The organism is Enterobacter sp. HK169 (assembly GCF_001719105.1).
In the GTDB taxonomy this organism is placed as follows: domain Bacteria; phylum Pseudomonadota; class Gammaproteobacteria; order Enterobacterales; family Enterobacteriaceae; genus Enterobacter; species Enterobacter asburiae_B.
The window spans coordinates 415,546-433,261 of sequence record NZ_CP017087.1 but is presented as its reverse complement, the minus strand read 5'-3'; the positions used below and the strand labels follow the sequence as shown (position 1 = coordinate 433,261).

Here is a 17,716-nt window from a genome sequence, read left to right as displayed (position 1 = left end):
ATGGATAATATTCCACATAAGCAGACAGTTCGGAAAAGATGCCCCACATGGCTGTGGTGCGGAAGTTTTTATCTTTTTACGTTGTATTGCTCTGCAGATGAAATAAATCTGTATTCAATAAACACCGGCTCATACGTTTATCATCTGACGCATAATCGAGGACAATACACGGAGAACTTTGAAAATAAGTTCATATCCGTGGAGAGGAAATTATCGGATACGTCGAAATACAGTCTTGTGCTAGGGACAATGAAAAACAGCTTTAATGACAGATGCCTGGCTGCCGGCGTAAGAAGAGACTGGGCTGGATGGGATAACGGTTGGGTTTTTAAAGGAATCTATGGCTATGTAGGTGAATTTTTCTTTGATACTTTCGATGATTGTGGTGACCATGGTTCATACCATGATTTTAAAAAAGCAACGGGGATAGGATTTTCGCCCTATATATATCATGGGTTCCAGTATAATTTTACGTCTTATTTTGGAATGGATGTGGGTATTATCATACCTTCCGTGTTTGTCATTACGGCACAATGGAGCTTTAAATAAATCCGTCAACCACGTGTGCAGTGCTGTAACTGTCTGCAAAGGGAACCGCCCCGCCATCTCAACCGGAGCGGCTTTAATTACCGCAAGTGCGTGCTCAAAACGTTAAGCCACCGCAGCCAACATCAAAAACTGTACGCCACCTTCAAACTCCCCGTGGGCGATGTTTTGCGTTGCACAATGGGACTATCACCCGCATCCCCCGTCAGCTGCGTAACGCCCGCTGAGGCAAGGACGCTCCAGCGCGAGGTGAGCCTGTGGGTCCAGTCAAGATTCATCGAGTAGTCATAAATCCCCGCCCCGGCGTCATGTCGGGCAAATCCCGATGCGCTCGACTGAGCGGCGCTGACCCCGTAGTAGGTCTGCATGTACTTGTCGGATCCCCAGCTGCCGATCAGCGCCAGCGTCACCTCATTTTTGGGTGAGGTATAGAACGGGCTGGAAATGCCGAAATGAATCGCTTCACCGTTGTCCCTCTCAGAAACCGGAACCTCTGCCTGCAGCTGCAGGTGAAGCCAGTCGGTCACCCTGTACTCAAGCCCTGGCACAACGATTGCCGAGCCTTTTATCTCGCCCATTCCTCGCAGCTCGTCGCTGCCGGAGCTGATCGAATAGCTGCTCACGTCTTTATCTTTACGGCCAACTCGATAGCTCAGCGCGGCGCTGTAATCCAGGTTGCCGATGTTGTTGCCGTAACCGATCCCTCTCGTGGTGCCGATAAAAAAGCCGTTTGCCATGGCGTACTCCACCACCTGAGCCGCACTGACGCGGGTTTTATCAGAACCCGAGTAGCGCGACGCGACGTCCACGCCGCCCCCCAGGGTTAAGACGTTACCCTGGCTCTGTTCTGCCGCCAGTACGGGCGTGGCCAGTAACGCCAGAACGACGCCCGGCACGAGGTTTTTCAGGCTGCGGCCCGGGAGTAAATGGGGGAACGTATGACGCAGTTCGATGTTTCTCATTAAAGAAGCCCTTTTGGATTCAAATGATGACGATGCATGCGGTTAACCGCCAGAACGCCCATTTTGAATACCGACCCTAAGGTTCTTATGAGCCGAACATGAAGAAACACTGAAGCGCGAGCCGGTGCTGTAATCCGGGCAGGTTTCCTGATACCGTTTTTTTCTTAAGAAGTTCTTCATTCACGGTTGATACAGTTACCAGTGTGAAAATTCTACTAATCGAAGACGACCTGGATCTCGGCAACGGCGTACGTATCGCCCTCTCCGATCAAGGGTTTGACGTCATATGGGTTCGCCGCAAAGAGGATGCGCTGCATCAGCTGGACGTCTGCGTGCCGGAACTTATTTTGCTCGACCTGGGGCTGCCCGACGGCGACGGCATGAGCCTGATGGCGCGTTTGCGTCAGCAGCTCAAGGGGATCCCGGTCATCATTCTGACGGCGCGAGGCACGCTGCAGGATCGGCTGTGCGGGCTGGATGCGGGTGCAGACGACTATCTCGTCAAGCCATTTATTCTCGCCGAGCTGCTGGCGCGGGTGAGAGCCCTGGCGCGGCGCAGCTACGGTTTCGAAAATGAGGCGATAGAAATCCGAGGCTTATCGCTTCATGTTCCAACGCGTCGCGTGACGGTGAGCGCGCGCCACGTAGACCTGACGGCGAGTGAATATGCGCTGCTGGAAACGCTGATGCTGCGCGCTGACCGCGTGATTACGCGACGGTTTCTGGAAGAACGGATATTCGGCAACAAAGAGAACCTCAGCAATGCGCTCGATGTGCATATGGGAAATTTGCGGCGAAAAATCGGCGACGGCTATGTGCGAACGGTGCGGGGCGTCGGGTATGTCATTGATACCGTCTCAGTCCAGAAGGTGACAGGGTAATGCAAAACGTCTGGTACCACCTGAGACGCCCAACGCTGGTACGGCGAATTATTATCGCCCAGTTGCTGCTGCTTACCCTGCTGTGGTGTCTATTTTTAACCTTTATTCTGTGGGAGGACCTGCGCAGCCCTCCCATCCTTACGGGCAGTCATACCTACGACACCCTTTTTACCCTGGTCGAGCGGATGGACGAACATCCGCAGGATCGCACCGCGGTGCTGGAAGCCTTTAGCAAGGCGCTGCGTGAGGGCTATGGCGGCGGCGAAGATCCCGCGCTGTCAATCAACTTCATCGTGCGCAAAAATAACGCGATTATTTTTTCATCGCCTGATGCGCCAACGGGGGTAACCAACACCCGGTTTGGGGAAATGCAGCGTGTTCAGAGCGATGGTCGTACCTGGACCAGCCGAACCCTTAAATCCGCTCATTCCGACGTGGAGGTCACCCTTTTCACCCCGGCCGGCGGCTGGAACTTCTTTATCTACCTGAACTCGCGCGGCTACTACATCATGCCGCTGCTGGTCTGCTTCCCTTTTCTTCTGTTTCCCGCGTGGCTGTCAATCCGCATTGCGATGCGCCCCTGGAACAAGGTGGTCAATGAAATTACGTTACGCACGCCTGACGATCTCTCCCCTTTAAAAGCCGTTCCCGGACACAGGGAGCTTCGCCAGATGGCGGATGCGATCAATGACTTCCTTGCCAGGGTGCGTGAAAGCGCGGAAAGGGAACGGGTTTTCATTGCGGATGCCGCGCACGAGCTGCGTACCCCCCTCGCGGCGATGCGCATCAACGTGGAAGCGCTGCAGTCCTGGGTCATTAGCGAGAGCCAGCAGGAACTGCTTGCGGGGGTGATTCGCAGCAACAGCCGGGCATCGCGTCTCGTCAACCAGCTGCTGCTGCTGATGCACAGCGAAGCACGCATTGATACGGAAATGGAGACCGTGCCGCTGACGACGCTCATCCAGGAGCGAATGGCCGAACTGGAACCGCTGGCGTCTGCGCGCAGGATTGAGCTGGAGTTCTTCGCCGAGGATGACATCTGGATCCCCGGCGTCAGGGAACGCCTGGTATCGCTTATTGATAACCTCATTGAGAACGCCGTGAAGTACAGTCCCGAGGGCGGGCGGATTCAGGTCGATGTCTGCATAGCAGATGGCTTCGCGCGGCTTCGAGTTTCAGATGCAGGGCCCGGTATTCCGGTTGAACTGCGCGAGCGCGTGTTCGACCGGTTTTTCCGCGACCCCAATCAGGTGCAAAGCGGGAGCGGGCTGGGGCTTGCCATCGTCAAAGCGGTGGCGCAGCAACACAACAGCAGCGTAAACCTGAGTACTTCCGCTGAAGGTGGCCTGATGGTGACGGTTGACTTCCCGAACCGCACGTTTTGCTAAATCAGAACAGGGGGTTCGATCGCAAATGCCGCAGATTGCTTCAAAATAATTACCGTATTTGTTATATTGTTGTTTATTGCTTATTCACCTCTGCGGTGCCAAAAAGAACAAGATTCACCGCAACCCAGGACAGAGAAATGTTAGATTACCGCTTCCCGACAGCTTTGCAGATGGTTCTCAGCGTAGCGATGGCGGAGCAATTGGGTGAACGTTCCACGAGTGCGATTCTGGCCTACGGCCTGGAAGCGAACCCGAGCTTCATCCGCAAATTGATGGTTCCGCTGACGCGTGACGGCATTATCGTCTCAACGCTTGGCCGTAACGGCTCAATTCATCTTGGTCGCCCGCCGGAAGAGATCACCCTGCGCGACATCTACCTTTCGGTTATCGAAGATAAAAAGCTGTGGGCGTCGCGCCCTGACGTGCCGGCCCGCTGCGTGGTCAGCGCTAACGCCTGCTGGTACTTCAAATCGATATCCGAAGAAGCCGAGGAGGCTTCGTTAGCGGTACTGGCCCGCCATACCGTGGCCAGCGCCCTTGAAGCGGTCAAAAACGCCGATAGCAGCGGATGGGATCCCCTCCCGGACCTTATTGCCCAGTATCAAAAAACGTCTTAGCGAACTTGCCGGGTGGCGCTGCGCTAACCCGGCCTACATTCAGATGTAAAAAAACCGCCTTCACAATGAAGGCGGTTTTTTATTATCTGCAGCGTTCCTACGCGGGCAGAACGTCCCTTTCCTCTTTTTTCCCGCGCGTCACGAACTTACGCAGCGTCACGTAAAACACCGGCGTCAGGAACAGACCAAACAACGTCACGCCCAGCATCCCGGAGAAGACCGTGATCCCGGTGACGCCGCGCACTTCTGCGCCCGCGCCGTGGCCGAGGATCAGCGGAATGGTCCCGGCAATAAAGGCGATGGAGGTCATCACAATCGGACGTAAACGCAGGCGGCACGCCTCCAGCGCGGCTTCCATAATGCCTTTGCCCTGAATTTCCAGCTCGCGGGCAAACTCCACGATAAGAATCGCGTTTTTACACGCCAGCCCCATCAGCACCACCAGCCCCACCTGCACGAAGACGTTGTTATCGCCACCGGTCAGCCAGACGCCAAACAGCGCGGAGAGCATGGTCATCGGCACGATGAGGATCACCGCCAGCGGCAGCGTCCAGCTTTCATACAGCGCCGCCAGGACCAGGAACGCCAGTAGCACCGCGACCGGGAAGACGATCAGCGCCGTATTGCCCTGCGTCGCCTGCTGGAAGCTCAGGTCCGTCCATTCAATGTTCATCCCGTTTGGCAGGATCTGCTTAGACATGGCATCCAGCTGCGTCATCGCCTGCGAGGACGAGAGCACGCGCGGGTCGGCATCGCCAATCAGATCCGCCGCCGGGTAGCCATTGTAGCGGATCACCGGATCCGGGCCGTAGGTGGTCGTGATTTTCACCATGCTGCCAATCGGCACCATTTCGCCCTGACTATTACGGGTGCGCAGATTCGCAATATCTTCAACGCTGTCGCGGAACTGCCCGTCGGCCTGCGCCATCACGCGCCAGGTACGACCGAACTGGTTGAAGTCATTCACGTACGACGAGCCCAGATAGGTTTGCAGCGTACCGAAAAGATCGGTCAGCAATACGCCCTGCGCTTTCGCCTTGTCACGGTCGACCTGCACGTCCAGCTGCGGAACGTTAGCCTGGTAGGTTGAGATCGGGAAGTGCATTCCCGGGGTCTGCATAATCGCGCCGGACATGGTGTTCACCGCGTTTTGCAGCGCGCCATACCCCAGACCGCCGCGGTCCTGGATGTACAGAGAATAGCCCGACCCCTGACCCAGCCCTAAAATCGGCGGCGGCAGAATGGAGAAGCCAAAGCCTTCCTGAATTTGCGCGATTTTCGCGTTAATCTCCGCGTTTATTTCCGCCGCAGTATGTTTGCGCTGGTCGAACGGCTTCAGGCCAAAGAAGACCGTCCCGGTATTCGGCGTATTGGTGAACTGCAGCGCGTTCAGCCCCGGGAACGCAACCGCGTAATCCACCCCTTCGGTATTCATCCCGATTTCGCTCATTTTGCGGATCACCGCGTCGGTGCGCGCCAGCGACGAACCTTCCGGCATCTTCACGCCGCCAATCAGGTACAGCTTATCCTGCGTCGGAATAAACCCGCCGGGCACCGCTTTAAACATGACGCCAGCGGCACAGAGCAGCAGCAGATACACCACAAATACCGAGCCGCGTCGTCCCAGCGTTTTGCCCACCAGCCCCTGATAGCCGTTCGAGCTGCGGTGGAAAAAGCGGTTAAACGGACGGAAAATCCAGCCGAACAGACGATCGATAAGCCGGGTCGGGAAATCTTTCGGCGCGCCGTGCGGTTTTAACAGCAGTGCCGCCAGCGCCGGAGAGAGCGTCAGCGAGTTAATGGCGGAGATGACCGTGGAAATCGCGATCGTCACCGCAAACTGCTTGTAGAACTGCCCGGTAACGCCCGAGAGAAACGCCATCGGCACAAACACCGCGCACAGCACCAGCGCAATCGCGATAATCGGCCCGGACACTTCGCGCATCGCCTGATGCGCCGCCGCAAGCGGAGCAAGCCCCTCTTCTATGTTTCGCTCGACGTTTTCCACCACCACGATGGCGTCGTCCACCACGATGCCGATGGCCAGCACCAGCCCGAACAAACTCAGGGTATTCAGCGAGAAGCCGAGCAGGTAGAGAATGCTGAAGGTACCCACCACCGAAACCGGCACCGCGATCAGGGGAATGATCGACGCGCGCCAGGTTTGCAGGAACAGGATCACCACCAGCACCACCAGCACTACCGCTTCCAGCAGCGTCTGCACCACCGCGCGGATGGAGTCGCGCACGAAAACGGTCGGATCGTAAGGTGCCGCCCACTTCATGTCCGCCGGGAAGCGCGTGGACAGTTCGTCCATTTTCGCGCGCACCGCGTTAGACAAATCGATGGCGTTCGCCCCCGGAGACTGGAAGATACCAATCCCGACCGCGTCTTTATTGTTCAGCTGGGAACGCAGCGCATAGCTGCCGGACCCCATTTCGATACGCGCCACGTCGCGCAGGCGGACGACCGTACCGTCCTGCGTCGTTTTCAGGACAATATTGCCGAACTCTTCTTCGGTATGCAGACGCCCCTGGGCGTTAATGGAGATCAGGAAATCGCTCTCTTTCGGCAGCGGCTCGGCGCCAAGCTGCCCGGCGGATACCTGTACGTTCTGCTCCTGCATCGCCGTCACCACGTCCGACGCGGTCAGCCCGCGGGCCGCCACCTTGTTAGGATCCAGCCAGACGCGCATCGCGTATTCACCCGAGCCGAAAATCTGGATCTGGCCGACGCCGGGCAGGCGCGCCAGCTCGTCCTTCACCTTCAGCGTGGCGTAGTTACGCATATACAGGGAGTCGTACTTACCGTTGGGCGAAAACAGATGCACCACCAGCGTTAGCGTCGGGGACTGTTTCTGTGTGGTAATGCCCAGGCGCCGGACGTCTTCCGGCAGACGCGCTTCGGCCTGCGCGACGCGGTTTTGCACCTGCACCTGCGCCTGATCCGGGTCGGTTCCCGGACGGAAGGTGACGGTGGTGACCAGCACGCCGTCGGAGCCCGCGACGGACTTCATGTACATCATGTTCTCAACGCCGTTGATCGCCTCTTCCAGCGGCGTCGCCACCGTCTCGGCAATCACTTTCGGGTTGGCGCCCGGGTACTCCGCGCGCACCTGGACGCTTGGCGGCACGACGTCAGGATATTCGCTCACCGGCAGCAGCGGGATGGCGATTAACCCTGTGATAAAAATCAGAATCGACAGCACCGCGGCAAAAATCGGCCTGTCGATGAAAAAGCGGGAAAAGTCCATGGATAGGATTCTCAGGTCAAGGGATCAGTTGAGGGCGCTGGTGGCGGTCATGGCAACGGTTTTCGCGTTAACCGGCATCCCCGGCATAAACACTTTCTGTAAACCCTCGACGATGACTTTATCGCCAGGGTTCAGCCCCTGCCGCACGATGCGTAAACCGTCTGCCAGACGGCCCGGCGTAATGTCACGGCGCTGCGCTTTCCCCTCTTTATCGACGATATAAACGTATTTACGATCCTGATCGGTCAGCACCGCTTTGTCGTCGATAAGCGTGGCTTTGAACTCCGCGCTGCCCGGCAGGCGGACGCGGGCAAAAAGTCCCGGCGTGAACTGACGCTGGGCGTTATCCAGCAGCGCGCGCATGCGGATGGTGCCGGTACTCGGCGTCAGCTGATTATCCAGGAAGTCCACCTTGCCCTGATGGGGATAGCCCTCCTCGCCCGTCAGGCCAATCTCAACCGGAAGCGCCGTGTGATTGCTGGACGCCCCCTGCCCGCTGCGGGCCAGATTCTGGTAGTGAAGGTAGGTCGACTCGTCCACGTCAAAGTAGACGTAAACCGTCTTCTGCGAGACCAGCGTGGTGAGAACGCTGGCGGTGTCGCCCGCAGTCACCAGGTTGCCGCTGGTGATCAGCGCCCGGCTGGCGCGACCGTCGATAGGCGCGGTGACTTTGGTGAAGTCCAGGTTGAGCTGCGCCGCGTCAACTGCCGCCTGCGCGGCACGGATATCGGCCTGCGCCTGAGTGGCGGCCGAACGACGCTGCTCCCACTCTTCACGGGAGACAACGTTGGTATTGACCAGCTTATCGGTACGGTTAGCCTCACTCTGCGCCAGGCTGGCCTGCGTTTTGGCTCTCGCCAGGTTCGCCTGCGCCTGTTCCAGCGCCGCGCGATAGGTTCGGTCATCAATCGTGAACAGCACCTCGCCCTTCTTCACTTCCTGGCCGTCGGTGTAATTCACTTTATCAATGTAGCCGGAAACGCGCGGACGGAGCTGAACGCTCTCCACCGCTTCAATCCGGCCGTTAAAGCTATCCCACTGGCTAATGGATTTCACCACCACGTCAGCAGCGCTGACGGCGGGCGCAGGCGGCGCGGCGTTTTGCGCGACGCTGTTGTCGCATCCGACGAGCAGCACGGAGAGCAACATGACCCCCAGCGCGTTCAGATGAAAGTTACCCCAGGTTTTTTGCAGGCTCATTATTTTTATTCCGGTAATTGTCGCCGCCGGGCAAGACGCAGCAGGAGGCACTGCGCCACTTCCTTTGTCCGGTGGCTGTCTTAAGGCCATTTGTGTCGTTCATCGCCACAAAACTGTAACAGTTGCGAATACACTATCGCGGCGATTGTAGGAAGGCGCTTAACTAAGTGCAAGAATAATTGTTGCACTTTATGTGCTATTTGAGCGGATGTGAAAAGACCCGTTACGGTCAGGGATTTAAATGCAACAATAAAACTTGCAATTAATACAAAAACGCGCCACCTTTTAATGCAACAGATAAAGATACCTTTTGACAGGCCGCGTGGGGGTAACCAGATGAACACTGGCGCATTTATGCATGATTTACTCGACTGGATCGACAACAACCTGGATAGCCGTCTGGACATTGAGTCCGTTGCCAGGCGATCCGGCTACTCAAAATGGCACCTCCAGCGCCTGTTCAAAGAGCATACGGGCTATCCCCTCGCCGGGTATATTCGCGCGCAAAAGCTGCAAAAATCGGTTGAGCGCTTAACCCGCAGCGATGAACCGATTCTGAACGTGGCGATCGCGCTGGGCTTCGACTCCCAGCAGTCCTTCAACCGCAGCTTTAAGCGTCAGTATGGTCAGGCGCCCGGGGCGTGGCGGCGGAGTATGGGGCGCCCGGAATCGCAGCAGCTTTGCCAGTGATGCATATTTTGCTGCAACGTCGATCGGTAGCTGCTATACTGTATATAAATACAGTATAGCGAGGTGCACGATGGCTGTTGAAACAAAATTTGTTGTCGTAAGAAAAGGTGAAGAGAAAATGACATTTGCCAGTAAGAAAGAGGCTGACGCTCACGACAAGCTGCTCGATATGGCAGACGCGTTCACCGACTGGCTGTTGCAAAGCGGAATGCAGATGGATGAAACGCAGGCTGAAAATCTTGGCCTGTATCTCGCCGAGCAGAAAGAGACGGTGCAGCATATTCTGCGTACCAGCAAGCTTCCCGATCTCAATGCGCCAGCTGCAACGGATAAAACAGAATCCGATGCGGCTGACATGAAAAAAATCAGGGCCGTGAAAGCGGCCTGATTGTCAGAAAAATCATCTCCGATCCCGGCGCCGTAAGCAGATAACTGCTTACGGCTTTTTTAGCTGTCTGCAGGGTTCCGCTGCTGGTTGAGGGTAACGATGTCATTGTTTCATATTCAGAACATAAATAAGGAGATGACGTGCGCCAGGAAATGAAGGCGAAAATCATCAGGATCTGTGATTCAAAAATTGCCTCTTCATAAACCTCGTCTCAGCCCTGTAACACGCTAAAACGGGATGGCGGGTGAGGACAAAACCGGAATATGAAACCCCACCCGCTCGGCCAGGGCGAGAATACCTCTACCACAGGGCATGGCGACGCGCTCTGCATCCCGTCTCTCCCGAGAGGACAGGACGCCAGCTTACACGTCAACTTTTCGTTCAAAGCAGACATTTTTTCTACTGCTGCCCACTTTGCACTGTGTGTTCAATCGCTTAATGAGAGCGCCCGGCGTTTAGCGCGTTAGGTGCCAAATCAGCTCTATCGCAGCTGTCCGGGTTAATAATAGATCCTGTTATGCGCTCTGTAATAATAGATGCTAATCAGTTTATTCTGAGCAACTTTTTTCTTTTTACTTTCTTTTTATTAAAAAAAATTTAACATCATTTTCGCATTAGAGTGCAATCCTGTTACCTGGATAAACCCAGGGTAATAACGTCAAAAAAACGACAACCCTATCAGTCGCTTGTAACAATCACCTGACCTTTAGGGGAAAAAGTACTAAAGTGGACTTTTTTTTCTGAGTGTTTCTTTTTAATTGTAAGTAAAATTTGTCAACTTTTTAGTTGGCCGCAATTAATATTGCTCGCCGCAATATATCGGTGCCATTTTTATGGCGAAATATTATCTATGGTGCATTATGGCAAACGCAAAACAGCAGTCTCCAAATACTTTTAAACCAAAAATCAAGGCAATTAATATTGTTATTTTAGGCGCCCTTTATTCCTGGGGTTCCTGCGCATCTGCACAAACCATCAGTGCCGATACCGATGTTACCGGTCAAAATGTTACTGATGGCGTGCTGATAGACACTGCTGGTGTCACTGCCAATATCAATGGCGGTAGCAAAATAAGTAATACCCCGGATAAAAATGGTGTAACCATTAATCTTACAGATCCTACGAAAGGCGCAACACTGAATGTCAGCGGCGCAGGGACCACTATTTCTGGTGGAAAAATTGGTATAGATGTTGCCAACTCCATAGGGGCTGAGGTTAACGTCACGGACAATGCGTATGTAGAAGGCGTGGAAACCGGTTTAGTCGTCCGTAATAATGTTAATGGTCAGGCCAACGCGAATCTGAAGGTTGAAAACTCAACCATCAAGGGTGGGGGAATCGGTATCTATGTCTGGGAAACATCGGGTAAAAGTAGCAGTAATGTTGATATCTCTAATTCCTTGATTGAGGCTAATGGTGACGGCAATGGTGACAAAGCAGTATTCATTTCCGAAGGGAGTAGCGTTGTCCATATAACTAACAGCACGATTAAATCGGACGATCAAGGCATCCAGACCAATGGTGGTTATTCCGGCGAAATAGATATTGCGGACTCAACCATTTCTGCGGCTAAGACTGGATTAAGATTGATAGGAAATAACGGAGATACTTACAACATTTCTAACACTACTGTAAATAGTGGTAATGAAGGCCTTGTAATGTACGGTAGTAAAAATACCAACGTAACGCTGTCTAATGGCACAACAGTAAACGGTGTTAATTATGGGATCTACACTGATGATGCCAGCAATGAAAATAATATCATCAATATTGATAGCTCCTCGGTAAGCTCCTCGACCGGCAATGGTGTTGCTCTGAGTGGCGGTTACACGTTAAATTCAAGCGCAGGGTCAACTATAGAAGGTGATAGCGCCATTATCCTTAAAGGGAATACCATAGGCTCCACCGTTAGCGTGAAAGACTCCACGGTGACCGGCAAAACCAATCTGCTGAAGATTTCCGGTACCAGCGCAGTGGATACGGTCGGTTTCAGCGGTTCTACCCTTTCCGGCGCCATCACCACCTCTTCAGGTGCTGACCAGTCGGTGAACATCGACAGCTCAACCTGGAACGGTAGCGCCGGGAAAACCGGTACCGGCGCGCTGGCGCTGGATATCAGCAACGGCTCAACCTGGATCAACAACGCGGCCACGGATGTTGATGCCATCAGCCTGACCGGTGGCAGCACCATCGTGATGGACGGCGGGAATATCCACACCGCAAATCTTTCCGACACCGCACCGACCACGCTGCTGGCGGCAGCCAGCCCGACAGCGTCCACCATTTACTCCACGTATAACGCGGAAACCGGTTCAGCCTATGTGCTTACCGCCGACAAGGCCACCGGCAGCTTCAATGCCGGCGTCACCTCCAGCTCCAGCGGTGCAGCGGGCGATATGACCGGCAACACCATTGTGCAGGTGACGGACGGTTCCGGTGCGACCTTCAACTCCATGCAAAGCGATGTCGGGGTTTACCGTTACGAATCACGCAGCGTGGCTAACGCAGACGGGTCAACCAGCGTGATCCTCGATAACATTACGCCAGAACCGACGCCAGAACCGGCCCCTGGCCCGAACCCGAACCCGAACCCGGACTCGCGCACGCTCTCAACCGCCGCGCAGGCTGTGGTGAATACCCGTGCGGCAGCGATGAGCATCTGGAGCGACGAACTGGATGTGCTGAACCGCCGTCTGGATAACGAGCGCCTCACCGGCAGCAGCGACGGCACGGTGAACGCCTGGGGCAGCTACTACGGCGGCTACCACCGTCAGCAGGTCGAGCAGACCAGTTCTGCCTACGATCAGACCAACAACGGCTTTATGTTAGGTGCCGACAAGCGTGTCGATATCGCTCCGGGCAACCTGCTGTTCGGTTTTGCCGCCACCCGCGGGTATTCGGATGTGAACATGCATGACGGCGGCAGTGCAGGCACAGATGTCGACAGCTACGGCGCTTCACTGTATACCTCACTGCGCCTGAACAACGGTCTGTTCTTTGATGCCAGCATCAAGGGTACCCACCTGAAAAACGACATCAGCGTGACGTCTCTGGACGGCGGTCATACCACCGGCGACTATAACAACAATGGCTTCGGCGGAGCTTTCAAAACGGGCTACCACAAGCAGTTTAATGCCTGGTATATCGAACCTTATGCCCAGATTTCTTATGCCCGCTATAACAGCGTCGACTACAAGCTGAAAAATGGCCTGCACACGAAAGATGACGGCAGCACCTCACTGGGTCTGGAAGGCGGTGTGAATGTCGGTACGGCGATGGCGCTGAACAATGGCACCGAGGTCCGTCCGTATGTGCATCTGGCCGTTGCGGGTGAAACCGAGAACAGCAACACCATGGACATCAACGGCGAAAAAATCAACGACAGCACCGACGGTTCACGCGGCATCGTTGGCCTGGGCGCGGATGTGAAGCTCAGCAAAAACCTGAGCGGATGGGCCGGGGCGAACTATGCCAAAGGTCAGGATCACTACGAGTCTCCATGGCAGCTGAATGCCGGTGTCAGCTACACCTGGTAATTTAATGACAGGAGCGAAAACCGGGCATAATGTTATGCCCGGTTTTTTTTTACGAAAAGCCTGCAAGGATAACTTCATATTACAAAGGCTTTAGCATGGCACAAAAGGTAACGCGTTTCTGCGCAGTCAGCTTTCTCCCCCGCCCCTGCCGCCCTCACCTCAGAAACCCATTGCAATCCAGCAACCAAAGAGCCCTGCCTGCAGATACATCAGGTTGGTTCATAAACACGGTTTTATGATAATAGTGGACAAATAAAGAAATTTTATCTGATGTAACAATTAGAACACAATCCTTTTAAGGACTTACAAAAAAAGACTTTTTTTATCTTCGCCAGTATCATCTTTTAAGATCTGCAAGGAGCTCCAGATAATAATATTACGGAGTTTGTTTCAATTAATTATTGTGGAGTCAGGATTGAAAGCCACATTACCTATATTAACTGGCTGCGTTGCAATTGCCCTCATTCATAATACCTCCGACACTGTCAATTTCCGCGGCACCCGTTTTTTAGATAAAGCAGCAAAAAAAGAAGTTTCAGTAATCGTGCGCAACCCGTTCAGTGCACCGTATTTAATTGAGGCGGTAGTGAAAAATCTTAACAACGACGTGCACAAATCCCCCCACCTCATCATTCTTCCCTTCAGTCACCAGGAAGGCGGTAAAGAGAACCTAAAGCGCCTTGTTATTGCAGGCACGCTTTCCCAGGATAAAGAGTCGATGTACAGGCTTCGCGTCAAGGCGATTCCGTTTGCGTCTAAGGAAAATAAGACGCTACAGATTGCCGCCGCGACCAGTATCAAACCCATCTATCGCCCTGACGCGCTAAAAGATGCCCACGTTGAAAAACAGAGCGATAAACTCAAGTGGCATGTTACAGGCGAGCGGTTTGAAGGACTTTCTTATGAGGCCTACAGCGGCGGGAGAACAGGGATTATCGATACTGCCTCAGCAGTTGGCACGCCGACCTTTAAAATTCATACGCATACTGTGAGTATGGCCTCTGGCAACATACCCGGTAAAATCAGTCCTGTTATTACCATGTCATTTGCATACAACTGAGGACGAGCTGCGTACGCAAAACCGCTATCGGAAGGCGGTTTCATGTTTGTTTTTTCTCACAAGGATGTCCAGATGAAGCTAATCCTCCAACCCCATATTCTGTTCAGAGCCTTATCAACCTCCTGACTGATTGTATCGATACGTTCTGATTCGGAATTTTTATCATCTTTTCAACAAACTCTTCTATCATACATTAACAATTATAATTTTTTTGGTAGCCATAAGTATGAAACCTGAAACACATTTCAATACCCTGATCGAGGCAGCCTCTGACACCAGGCGGATCCAGAGTGGTAAGCCACGCCAGCTCATTTCGCTGGAGAAGAAAACCGAGCCAGTAACGTTTATCCTGCATGAGGGAGTCGTTGCGATATACCGAAGCAGCGATCGGCTTCTAATCAAATACATCAAAGCCCCAATGATTACTGGCATGAACGAATTAATTGACACCAACGCCGACATTTTTATAAAGGCCTACAGAAATGTTAGCTATGAGATCCTGCCCACAAAAGAGATGCTTGACGTCATCAGTACGAAGGGATTATGGAAAGAGGCCGCATACTGTTATATGTATGCCGTCCGGCAACTGCTGGTCGCCCACTACTCATCCGTCGGGCTCTCCACCTATGAGTTGATACGACTGAATTTGATTGCCCTGATGAATGAAGATGAAGCGCTGAGTGGTCATGTCAACGTCAGTGATTATATTCTCGAAAAAACCCGACTTTCACGCAGTCGTGTTATGAAAATACTGGGCGATTTGCGTATCGGTGGTTATATTGAGATCAATCGAGGTATTCTGATAAAAATTAATAAATTGCCTGAAAAATATTAAACGCTTTAACGGATAATTAACACAGGGCCGTTATATCTGAAAAAGAATACCGGGGGATAAATTACCTGACGTAAGAACAGCTGCCGCATCACAGCGGCGGCTGAAGCTTTTGTATCGCTTTGCGCAGTTGCAGATCATTCTTAACCCCCAGCTTAAACATAATCTTTCGCTTATGGGTACTGATCGTTTTCTGACTTCGAAACATTTCACGCGATAATTCAATCCCGGTTTTACCGCTTTTCAGGCCAATAAGTACCTTTTTTTCTGCATCGGTAAATATCATACCGTCGGTTATATTATTTTCCTGCTCCTGCAGTCGCAGGAAGTGAGCACTGATATAACGTTGTTTTTTCATACTGTGTTTTATTAGCTCACGCAGTTCAAGCAGACGTTCATCCACACAAAGCAGTGAACACCGGTATGACCTCATGAGCTGATGTGCCAGCTTCTCCTGACATGCAGAGAGCATAACCAGAGCAGTTCCTTCACCTGACCGGCAGAGACTTTCGTACTCCGCGGAGGAGATATCAGTAAGCGTGTCATATGCGGTAAAATCAAGCAAAGTCAGATGCGCGTTATCCTGCCGTGTAAGTTCATATTTCCAGTCAGGGTTTTGTTCGCGAAAAGCCTTCAGGCTGGATATAAACCCGCTCATTAGAGTCGGATGAACCACACGGGAACAAACAGTAAAAGTAAACATAGTTCTCCAGATGTTCAGACTGAATAAATCTGATCCAAACGGTTAAGCAGATCCAGCCAACTGGCTGACTTTTGCAGGCTCAGACGTAACCGGATGTTTTGTTTATGGGTGAAGACCGTTTTATATCCCATATGGCGCAGACTGGCGATCTCATAGGCACTCAGACCTCGGGCGCAGTCGATAAGAATATTCAGTTCAGAGTGTGTGAGCCTATTTTTTCTATTCATGTTATTTATTAGCGGGGAGCGTAAAGGTAAATATCCTGAACTGAAATTTTTGGATAAAATGCGCTTAGCGAGTTCTTCTTCCAAATAATTTTCGCAGAGTAGCGTCTGTACACCAAGCTCGTACATCAGTCTGATAAGCAGGACATCCCGTTTTGCGACCCAGACGATAATTTCTTTTCCCTGCATTATCAGATGATGAATTATCCGTAATAGAGAATATATTTCTTCACCGGCACCACTAACGCCTGCAGCGAATAAAGACGTTTGATCAGTAAAGAGGGTTACCTCCTCTATCAGCTCGTCTGGTTCAATCACCAGCAGGGAGCTATTGGCGACCTGGATGCTGTTTTTGGCCGCATTGCGAAACAGTGGCCGAGGTTCATAAAGTATAATTTCTGTTATTTTTTGCTGTAACATCGTATCATTTATAAATATAATTCCATATAGATTGATATTAGATAAATATGCGGCAATATTGGAGCGGTTTTGTGTCCAATAAAGGATGTCAATTGCACAGAAATCATTTTTTGGAATTCCCTGCGCGGGATTTATATTTTTTGGCAGGAAAACGATGATCGCTGGCTTTGTACCATCGACAACTCCTGCGGTACGAGCGCGGCGCAGTTGTCTGAGACAGCAAAAAGATAGGCATCCGCCGGAAGGGGTCGATTGGGCAAGACAGTACACCCCACTAAATTTTGCCCCAACCTTCCCCGCGCAACTGGTGTATTGTTTTTAGACAATTCAATCCTCTAAAGGACACCTGCGCAATGATCACCATCCTCGGCAAAACCACCTCCATTAACGTTCGTAAAGTGCTCTGGACCTGCGAAGAAGCAGGCCTCGAATATCTACAGGAAGATTACGGCAGCGGTTTTGCCTCAACGGAAACGGAGGCCTTCCGCGCGCTGAATCCCAACGCCATGGTGCCGGTGCTGATCGATGACGATTTCGTGCTGTGGGAATCTAACGCCATCTGCCGTTACCTGGCGCGCAAGGCCGGACGTCACGATCTGCTGCCCGCAGAACCGCAGGCCTGCGCCAACGTCGAGCGCTGGATGGACTGGCAGGCGACCGAATTTAACAACGCCTGGCGCTATGTCTTCCCGGCGCTGGGGCGTAAAAACCCGGACTTTAACGATCCTGAACGTATTGCGGCGGGAATAAAAGAGTGGAACCACTGCATCACCATCCTGGAAATCCAGCTGCAGCGCACCGGCGCCTTTGCGGCGGGCGAGACGTTTACCCTTGCGGACGTGGTGCTTGGGCTGTCGGTGAATCGCTGGAAAATGACGCCCTTTGATAAGCCCGACGTGCCCGCGATCGAGGCCTGGTTTGAACGCCTTAACCAGCGACCGGCGTTTTTGCGTCACGGAAATAACGGCATGATTTAAAGTATTCTCGACCCCATTTTGAGTAAGGATATTTTAATT

At 52.9% G+C, this 17,716-nt stretch carries 15 protein-coding genes; 10 read left to right on the top strand and 5 right to left on the bottom strand.

Annotation, left to right across the window (positions count from 1 at the left end; translation table 11 throughout):
* The gene (locus EnteroDNA1_RS21585; protein ID WP_231926985.1) at positions 1-549 is read left to right on the top strand and encodes a hypothetical protein; all 549 of its coding nucleotides are present in this window, start codon (positions 1-3) and stop codon (positions 547-549) included.
* A 122-nt stretch (positions 550-671) separates the two neighbouring features.
* On the opposite strand, the gene EnteroDNA1_RS02185 is transcribed toward EnteroDNA1_RS21585, so the two are convergent.
* Positions 672-1,508: a MipA/OmpV family protein gene (locus tag EnteroDNA1_RS02185; protein WP_069302744.1), complete on the bottom strand. Its 837-nt coding sequence runs from the start codon at positions 1,506-1,508 to the stop codon at positions 672-674.
* Positions 1,509-1,711: 203 nt separating this feature from the next.
* On the opposite strand from EnteroDNA1_RS02185, the gene EnteroDNA1_RS02180 reads away from it, so the two are divergent.
* The 3 genes from EnteroDNA1_RS02180 to EnteroDNA1_RS02170 all read left to right on the top strand — a co-directional run bounded on the left by EnteroDNA1_RS02180 (position 1,712) and on the right by EnteroDNA1_RS02170 (position 4,394).
* Complete coding sequence (locus EnteroDNA1_RS02180) at positions 1,712-2,389, top strand: response regulator (protein WP_048980503.1); 678 nt, start codon at positions 1,712-1,714, stop codon at positions 2,387-2,389.
* On the top strand, positions 2,389-3,777 hold the full coding sequence (locus EnteroDNA1_RS02175) for a sensor histidine kinase (protein ID WP_069302743.1): 1,389 nt from the start codon (positions 2,389-2,391) through the stop codon (positions 3,775-3,777). Before EnteroDNA1_RS02180 ends, EnteroDNA1_RS02175 begins: the two co-directional genes overlap by 1 nt.
* 137 nt (positions 3,778-3,914) lie before the next feature.
* Complete coding sequence (locus EnteroDNA1_RS02170; protein WP_029739386.1) at positions 3,915-4,394, top strand: RrF2 family transcriptional regulator; 480 nt, start codon at positions 3,915-3,917, stop codon at positions 4,392-4,394.
* A gap of 97 nt (positions 4,395-4,491) precedes the next feature.
* On the opposite strand, the gene oqxB is transcribed toward EnteroDNA1_RS02170, so the two are convergent.
* Both oqxB and EnteroDNA1_RS02160 read right to left on the bottom strand, forming a co-directional pair.
* The gene (gene oqxB, locus EnteroDNA1_RS02165; protein WP_069302742.1) at positions 4,492-7,647 is read right to left on the bottom strand and encodes a multidrug efflux RND transporter permease subunit OqxB; all 3,156 of its coding nucleotides are present in this window, start codon (positions 7,645-7,647) and stop codon (positions 4,492-4,494) included.
* A gap of 24 nt (positions 7,648-7,671) precedes the next feature.
* The gene (locus EnteroDNA1_RS02160) at positions 7,672-8,847 is read right to left on the bottom strand and encodes an efflux RND transporter periplasmic adaptor subunit (RefSeq protein WP_023335530.1); all 1,176 of its coding nucleotides are present in this window, start codon (positions 8,845-8,847) and stop codon (positions 7,672-7,674) included.
* Positions 8,848-9,183: 336 nt separating this feature from the next.
* On the opposite strand from EnteroDNA1_RS02160, the gene EnteroDNA1_RS02155 reads away from it, so the two are divergent.
* The 5 genes from EnteroDNA1_RS02155 (at position 9,184) to EnteroDNA1_RS02135 (ending at position 15,356) form a co-directional block, all read left to right on the top strand.
* Complete coding sequence (locus EnteroDNA1_RS02155) at positions 9,184-9,537, top strand: helix-turn-helix domain-containing protein (RefSeq protein WP_064672405.1); 354 nt, start codon at positions 9,184-9,186, stop codon at positions 9,535-9,537.
* Positions 9,538-9,607: 70 nt separating this feature from the next.
* Positions 9,608-9,925 carry a YebG family protein gene (locus EnteroDNA1_RS02150; protein ID WP_064672404.1) on the top strand — a complete coding sequence of 106 codons (318 nt, stop codon included), beginning with the start codon at positions 9,608-9,610 and terminating at the stop codon, positions 9,923-9,925.
* 1,658 nt (positions 9,926-11,583) lie between these two features.
* The gene (locus EnteroDNA1_RS02145) at positions 11,584-13,461 is read left to right on the top strand and encodes an autotransporter outer membrane beta-barrel domain-containing protein (protein ID WP_069302741.1); all 1,878 of its coding nucleotides are present in this window, start codon (positions 11,584-11,586) and stop codon (positions 13,459-13,461) included.
* 415 nt (positions 13,462-13,876) lie between these two features.
* Entirely contained in the window at positions 13,877-14,521 is a 645-nt protein-coding gene (locus EnteroDNA1_RS02140; RefSeq protein ID WP_166670511.1) for a fimbrial biogenesis chaperone, read from the top strand.
* Between the two features lie 226 nt (positions 14,522-14,747).
* Complete coding sequence (locus tag EnteroDNA1_RS02135) at positions 14,748-15,356, top strand: helix-turn-helix domain-containing protein (RefSeq protein ID WP_050595278.1); 609 nt, start codon at positions 14,748-14,750, stop codon at positions 15,354-15,356.
* Between the two features lie 88 nt (positions 15,357-15,444).
* Here the strand turns inward: EnteroDNA1_RS02135 and EnteroDNA1_RS22150 are convergent, their stop codons facing one another.
* Positions 15,445-16,056: a helix-turn-helix domain-containing protein gene (locus EnteroDNA1_RS22150; RefSeq protein ID WP_081273700.1), complete on the bottom strand. Its 612-nt coding sequence runs from the start codon at positions 16,054-16,056 to the stop codon at positions 15,445-15,447.
* A 14-nt stretch (positions 16,057-16,070) separates the two neighbouring features.
* Complete coding sequence (locus EnteroDNA1_RS02125) at positions 16,071-16,970, bottom strand: helix-turn-helix transcriptional regulator (RefSeq protein WP_134211458.1); 900 nt, start codon at positions 16,968-16,970, stop codon at positions 16,071-16,073.
* A gap of 83 nt (positions 16,971-17,053) precedes the next feature.
* Between EnteroDNA1_RS02125 and EnteroDNA1_RS02120 the strand changes: the two genes are divergently transcribed.
* Positions 17,054-17,677: a glutathione S-transferase family protein gene (locus EnteroDNA1_RS02120; protein ID WP_064672400.1), complete on the top strand. Its 624-nt coding sequence runs from the start codon at positions 17,054-17,056 to the stop codon at positions 17,675-17,677.
* The last annotated feature ends 39 nt before the right edge of the window (positions 17,678-17,716 follow it).

What these genes read in the sequence shown, in the direction of transcription:
- EnteroDNA1_RS02160 (WP_023335530.1), bottom strand. Translation starts at nt 8,847, where the DNA reads ATGAGCCTGCAAAAAACCTGGGGTAACTTTCATCTGAACGCGCTGGGG.
- EnteroDNA1_RS02155 (WP_064672405.1), top strand. Translation starts at nt 9,184, where the DNA reads ATGAACACTGGCGCATTTATGCATGATTTACTCGACTGGATCGACAAC.
- EnteroDNA1_RS02120 (WP_064672400.1), top strand. Translation starts at nt 17,054, where the DNA reads ATGATCACCATCCTCGGCAAAACCACCTCCATTAACGTTCGTAAAGTG.
- EnteroDNA1_RS02135 (WP_050595278.1), top strand. Translation starts at nt 14,748, where the DNA reads ATGAAACCTGAAACACATTTCAATACCCTGATCGAGGCAGCCTCTGAC.
- oqxB (WP_069302742.1), bottom strand. Translation starts at nt 7,647, where the DNA reads ATGGACTTTTCCCGCTTTTTCATCGACAGGCCGATTTTTGCCGCGGTG.
- EnteroDNA1_RS02145 (WP_069302741.1), top strand. Translation starts at nt 11,584, where the DNA reads ATGTACGGTAGTAAAAATACCAACGTAACGCTGTCTAATGGCACAACA.
- EnteroDNA1_RS02150 (WP_064672404.1), top strand. Translation starts at nt 9,608, where the DNA reads ATGGCTGTTGAAACAAAATTTGTTGTCGTAAGAAAAGGTGAAGAGAAA.
- EnteroDNA1_RS02175 (WP_069302743.1), top strand. Translation starts at nt 2,389, where the DNA reads ATGCAAAACGTCTGGTACCACCTGAGACGCCCAACGCTGGTACGGCGA.
- EnteroDNA1_RS02170 (WP_029739386.1), top strand. Translation starts at nt 3,915, where the DNA reads ATGTTAGATTACCGCTTCCCGACAGCTTTGCAGATGGTTCTCAGCGTA.
- EnteroDNA1_RS22150 (WP_081273700.1), bottom strand. Translation starts at nt 16,056, where the DNA reads ATGTTTACTTTTACTGTTTGTTCCCGTGTGGTTCATCCGACTCTAATG.
- EnteroDNA1_RS21585 (WP_231926985.1), top strand. Translation starts at nt 1, where the DNA reads ATGGATAATATTCCACATAAGCAGACAGTTCGGAAAAGATGCCCCACA.
- EnteroDNA1_RS02185 (WP_069302744.1), bottom strand. Translation starts at nt 1,508, where the DNA reads ATGAGAAACATCGAACTGCGTCATACGTTCCCCCATTTACTCCCGGGC.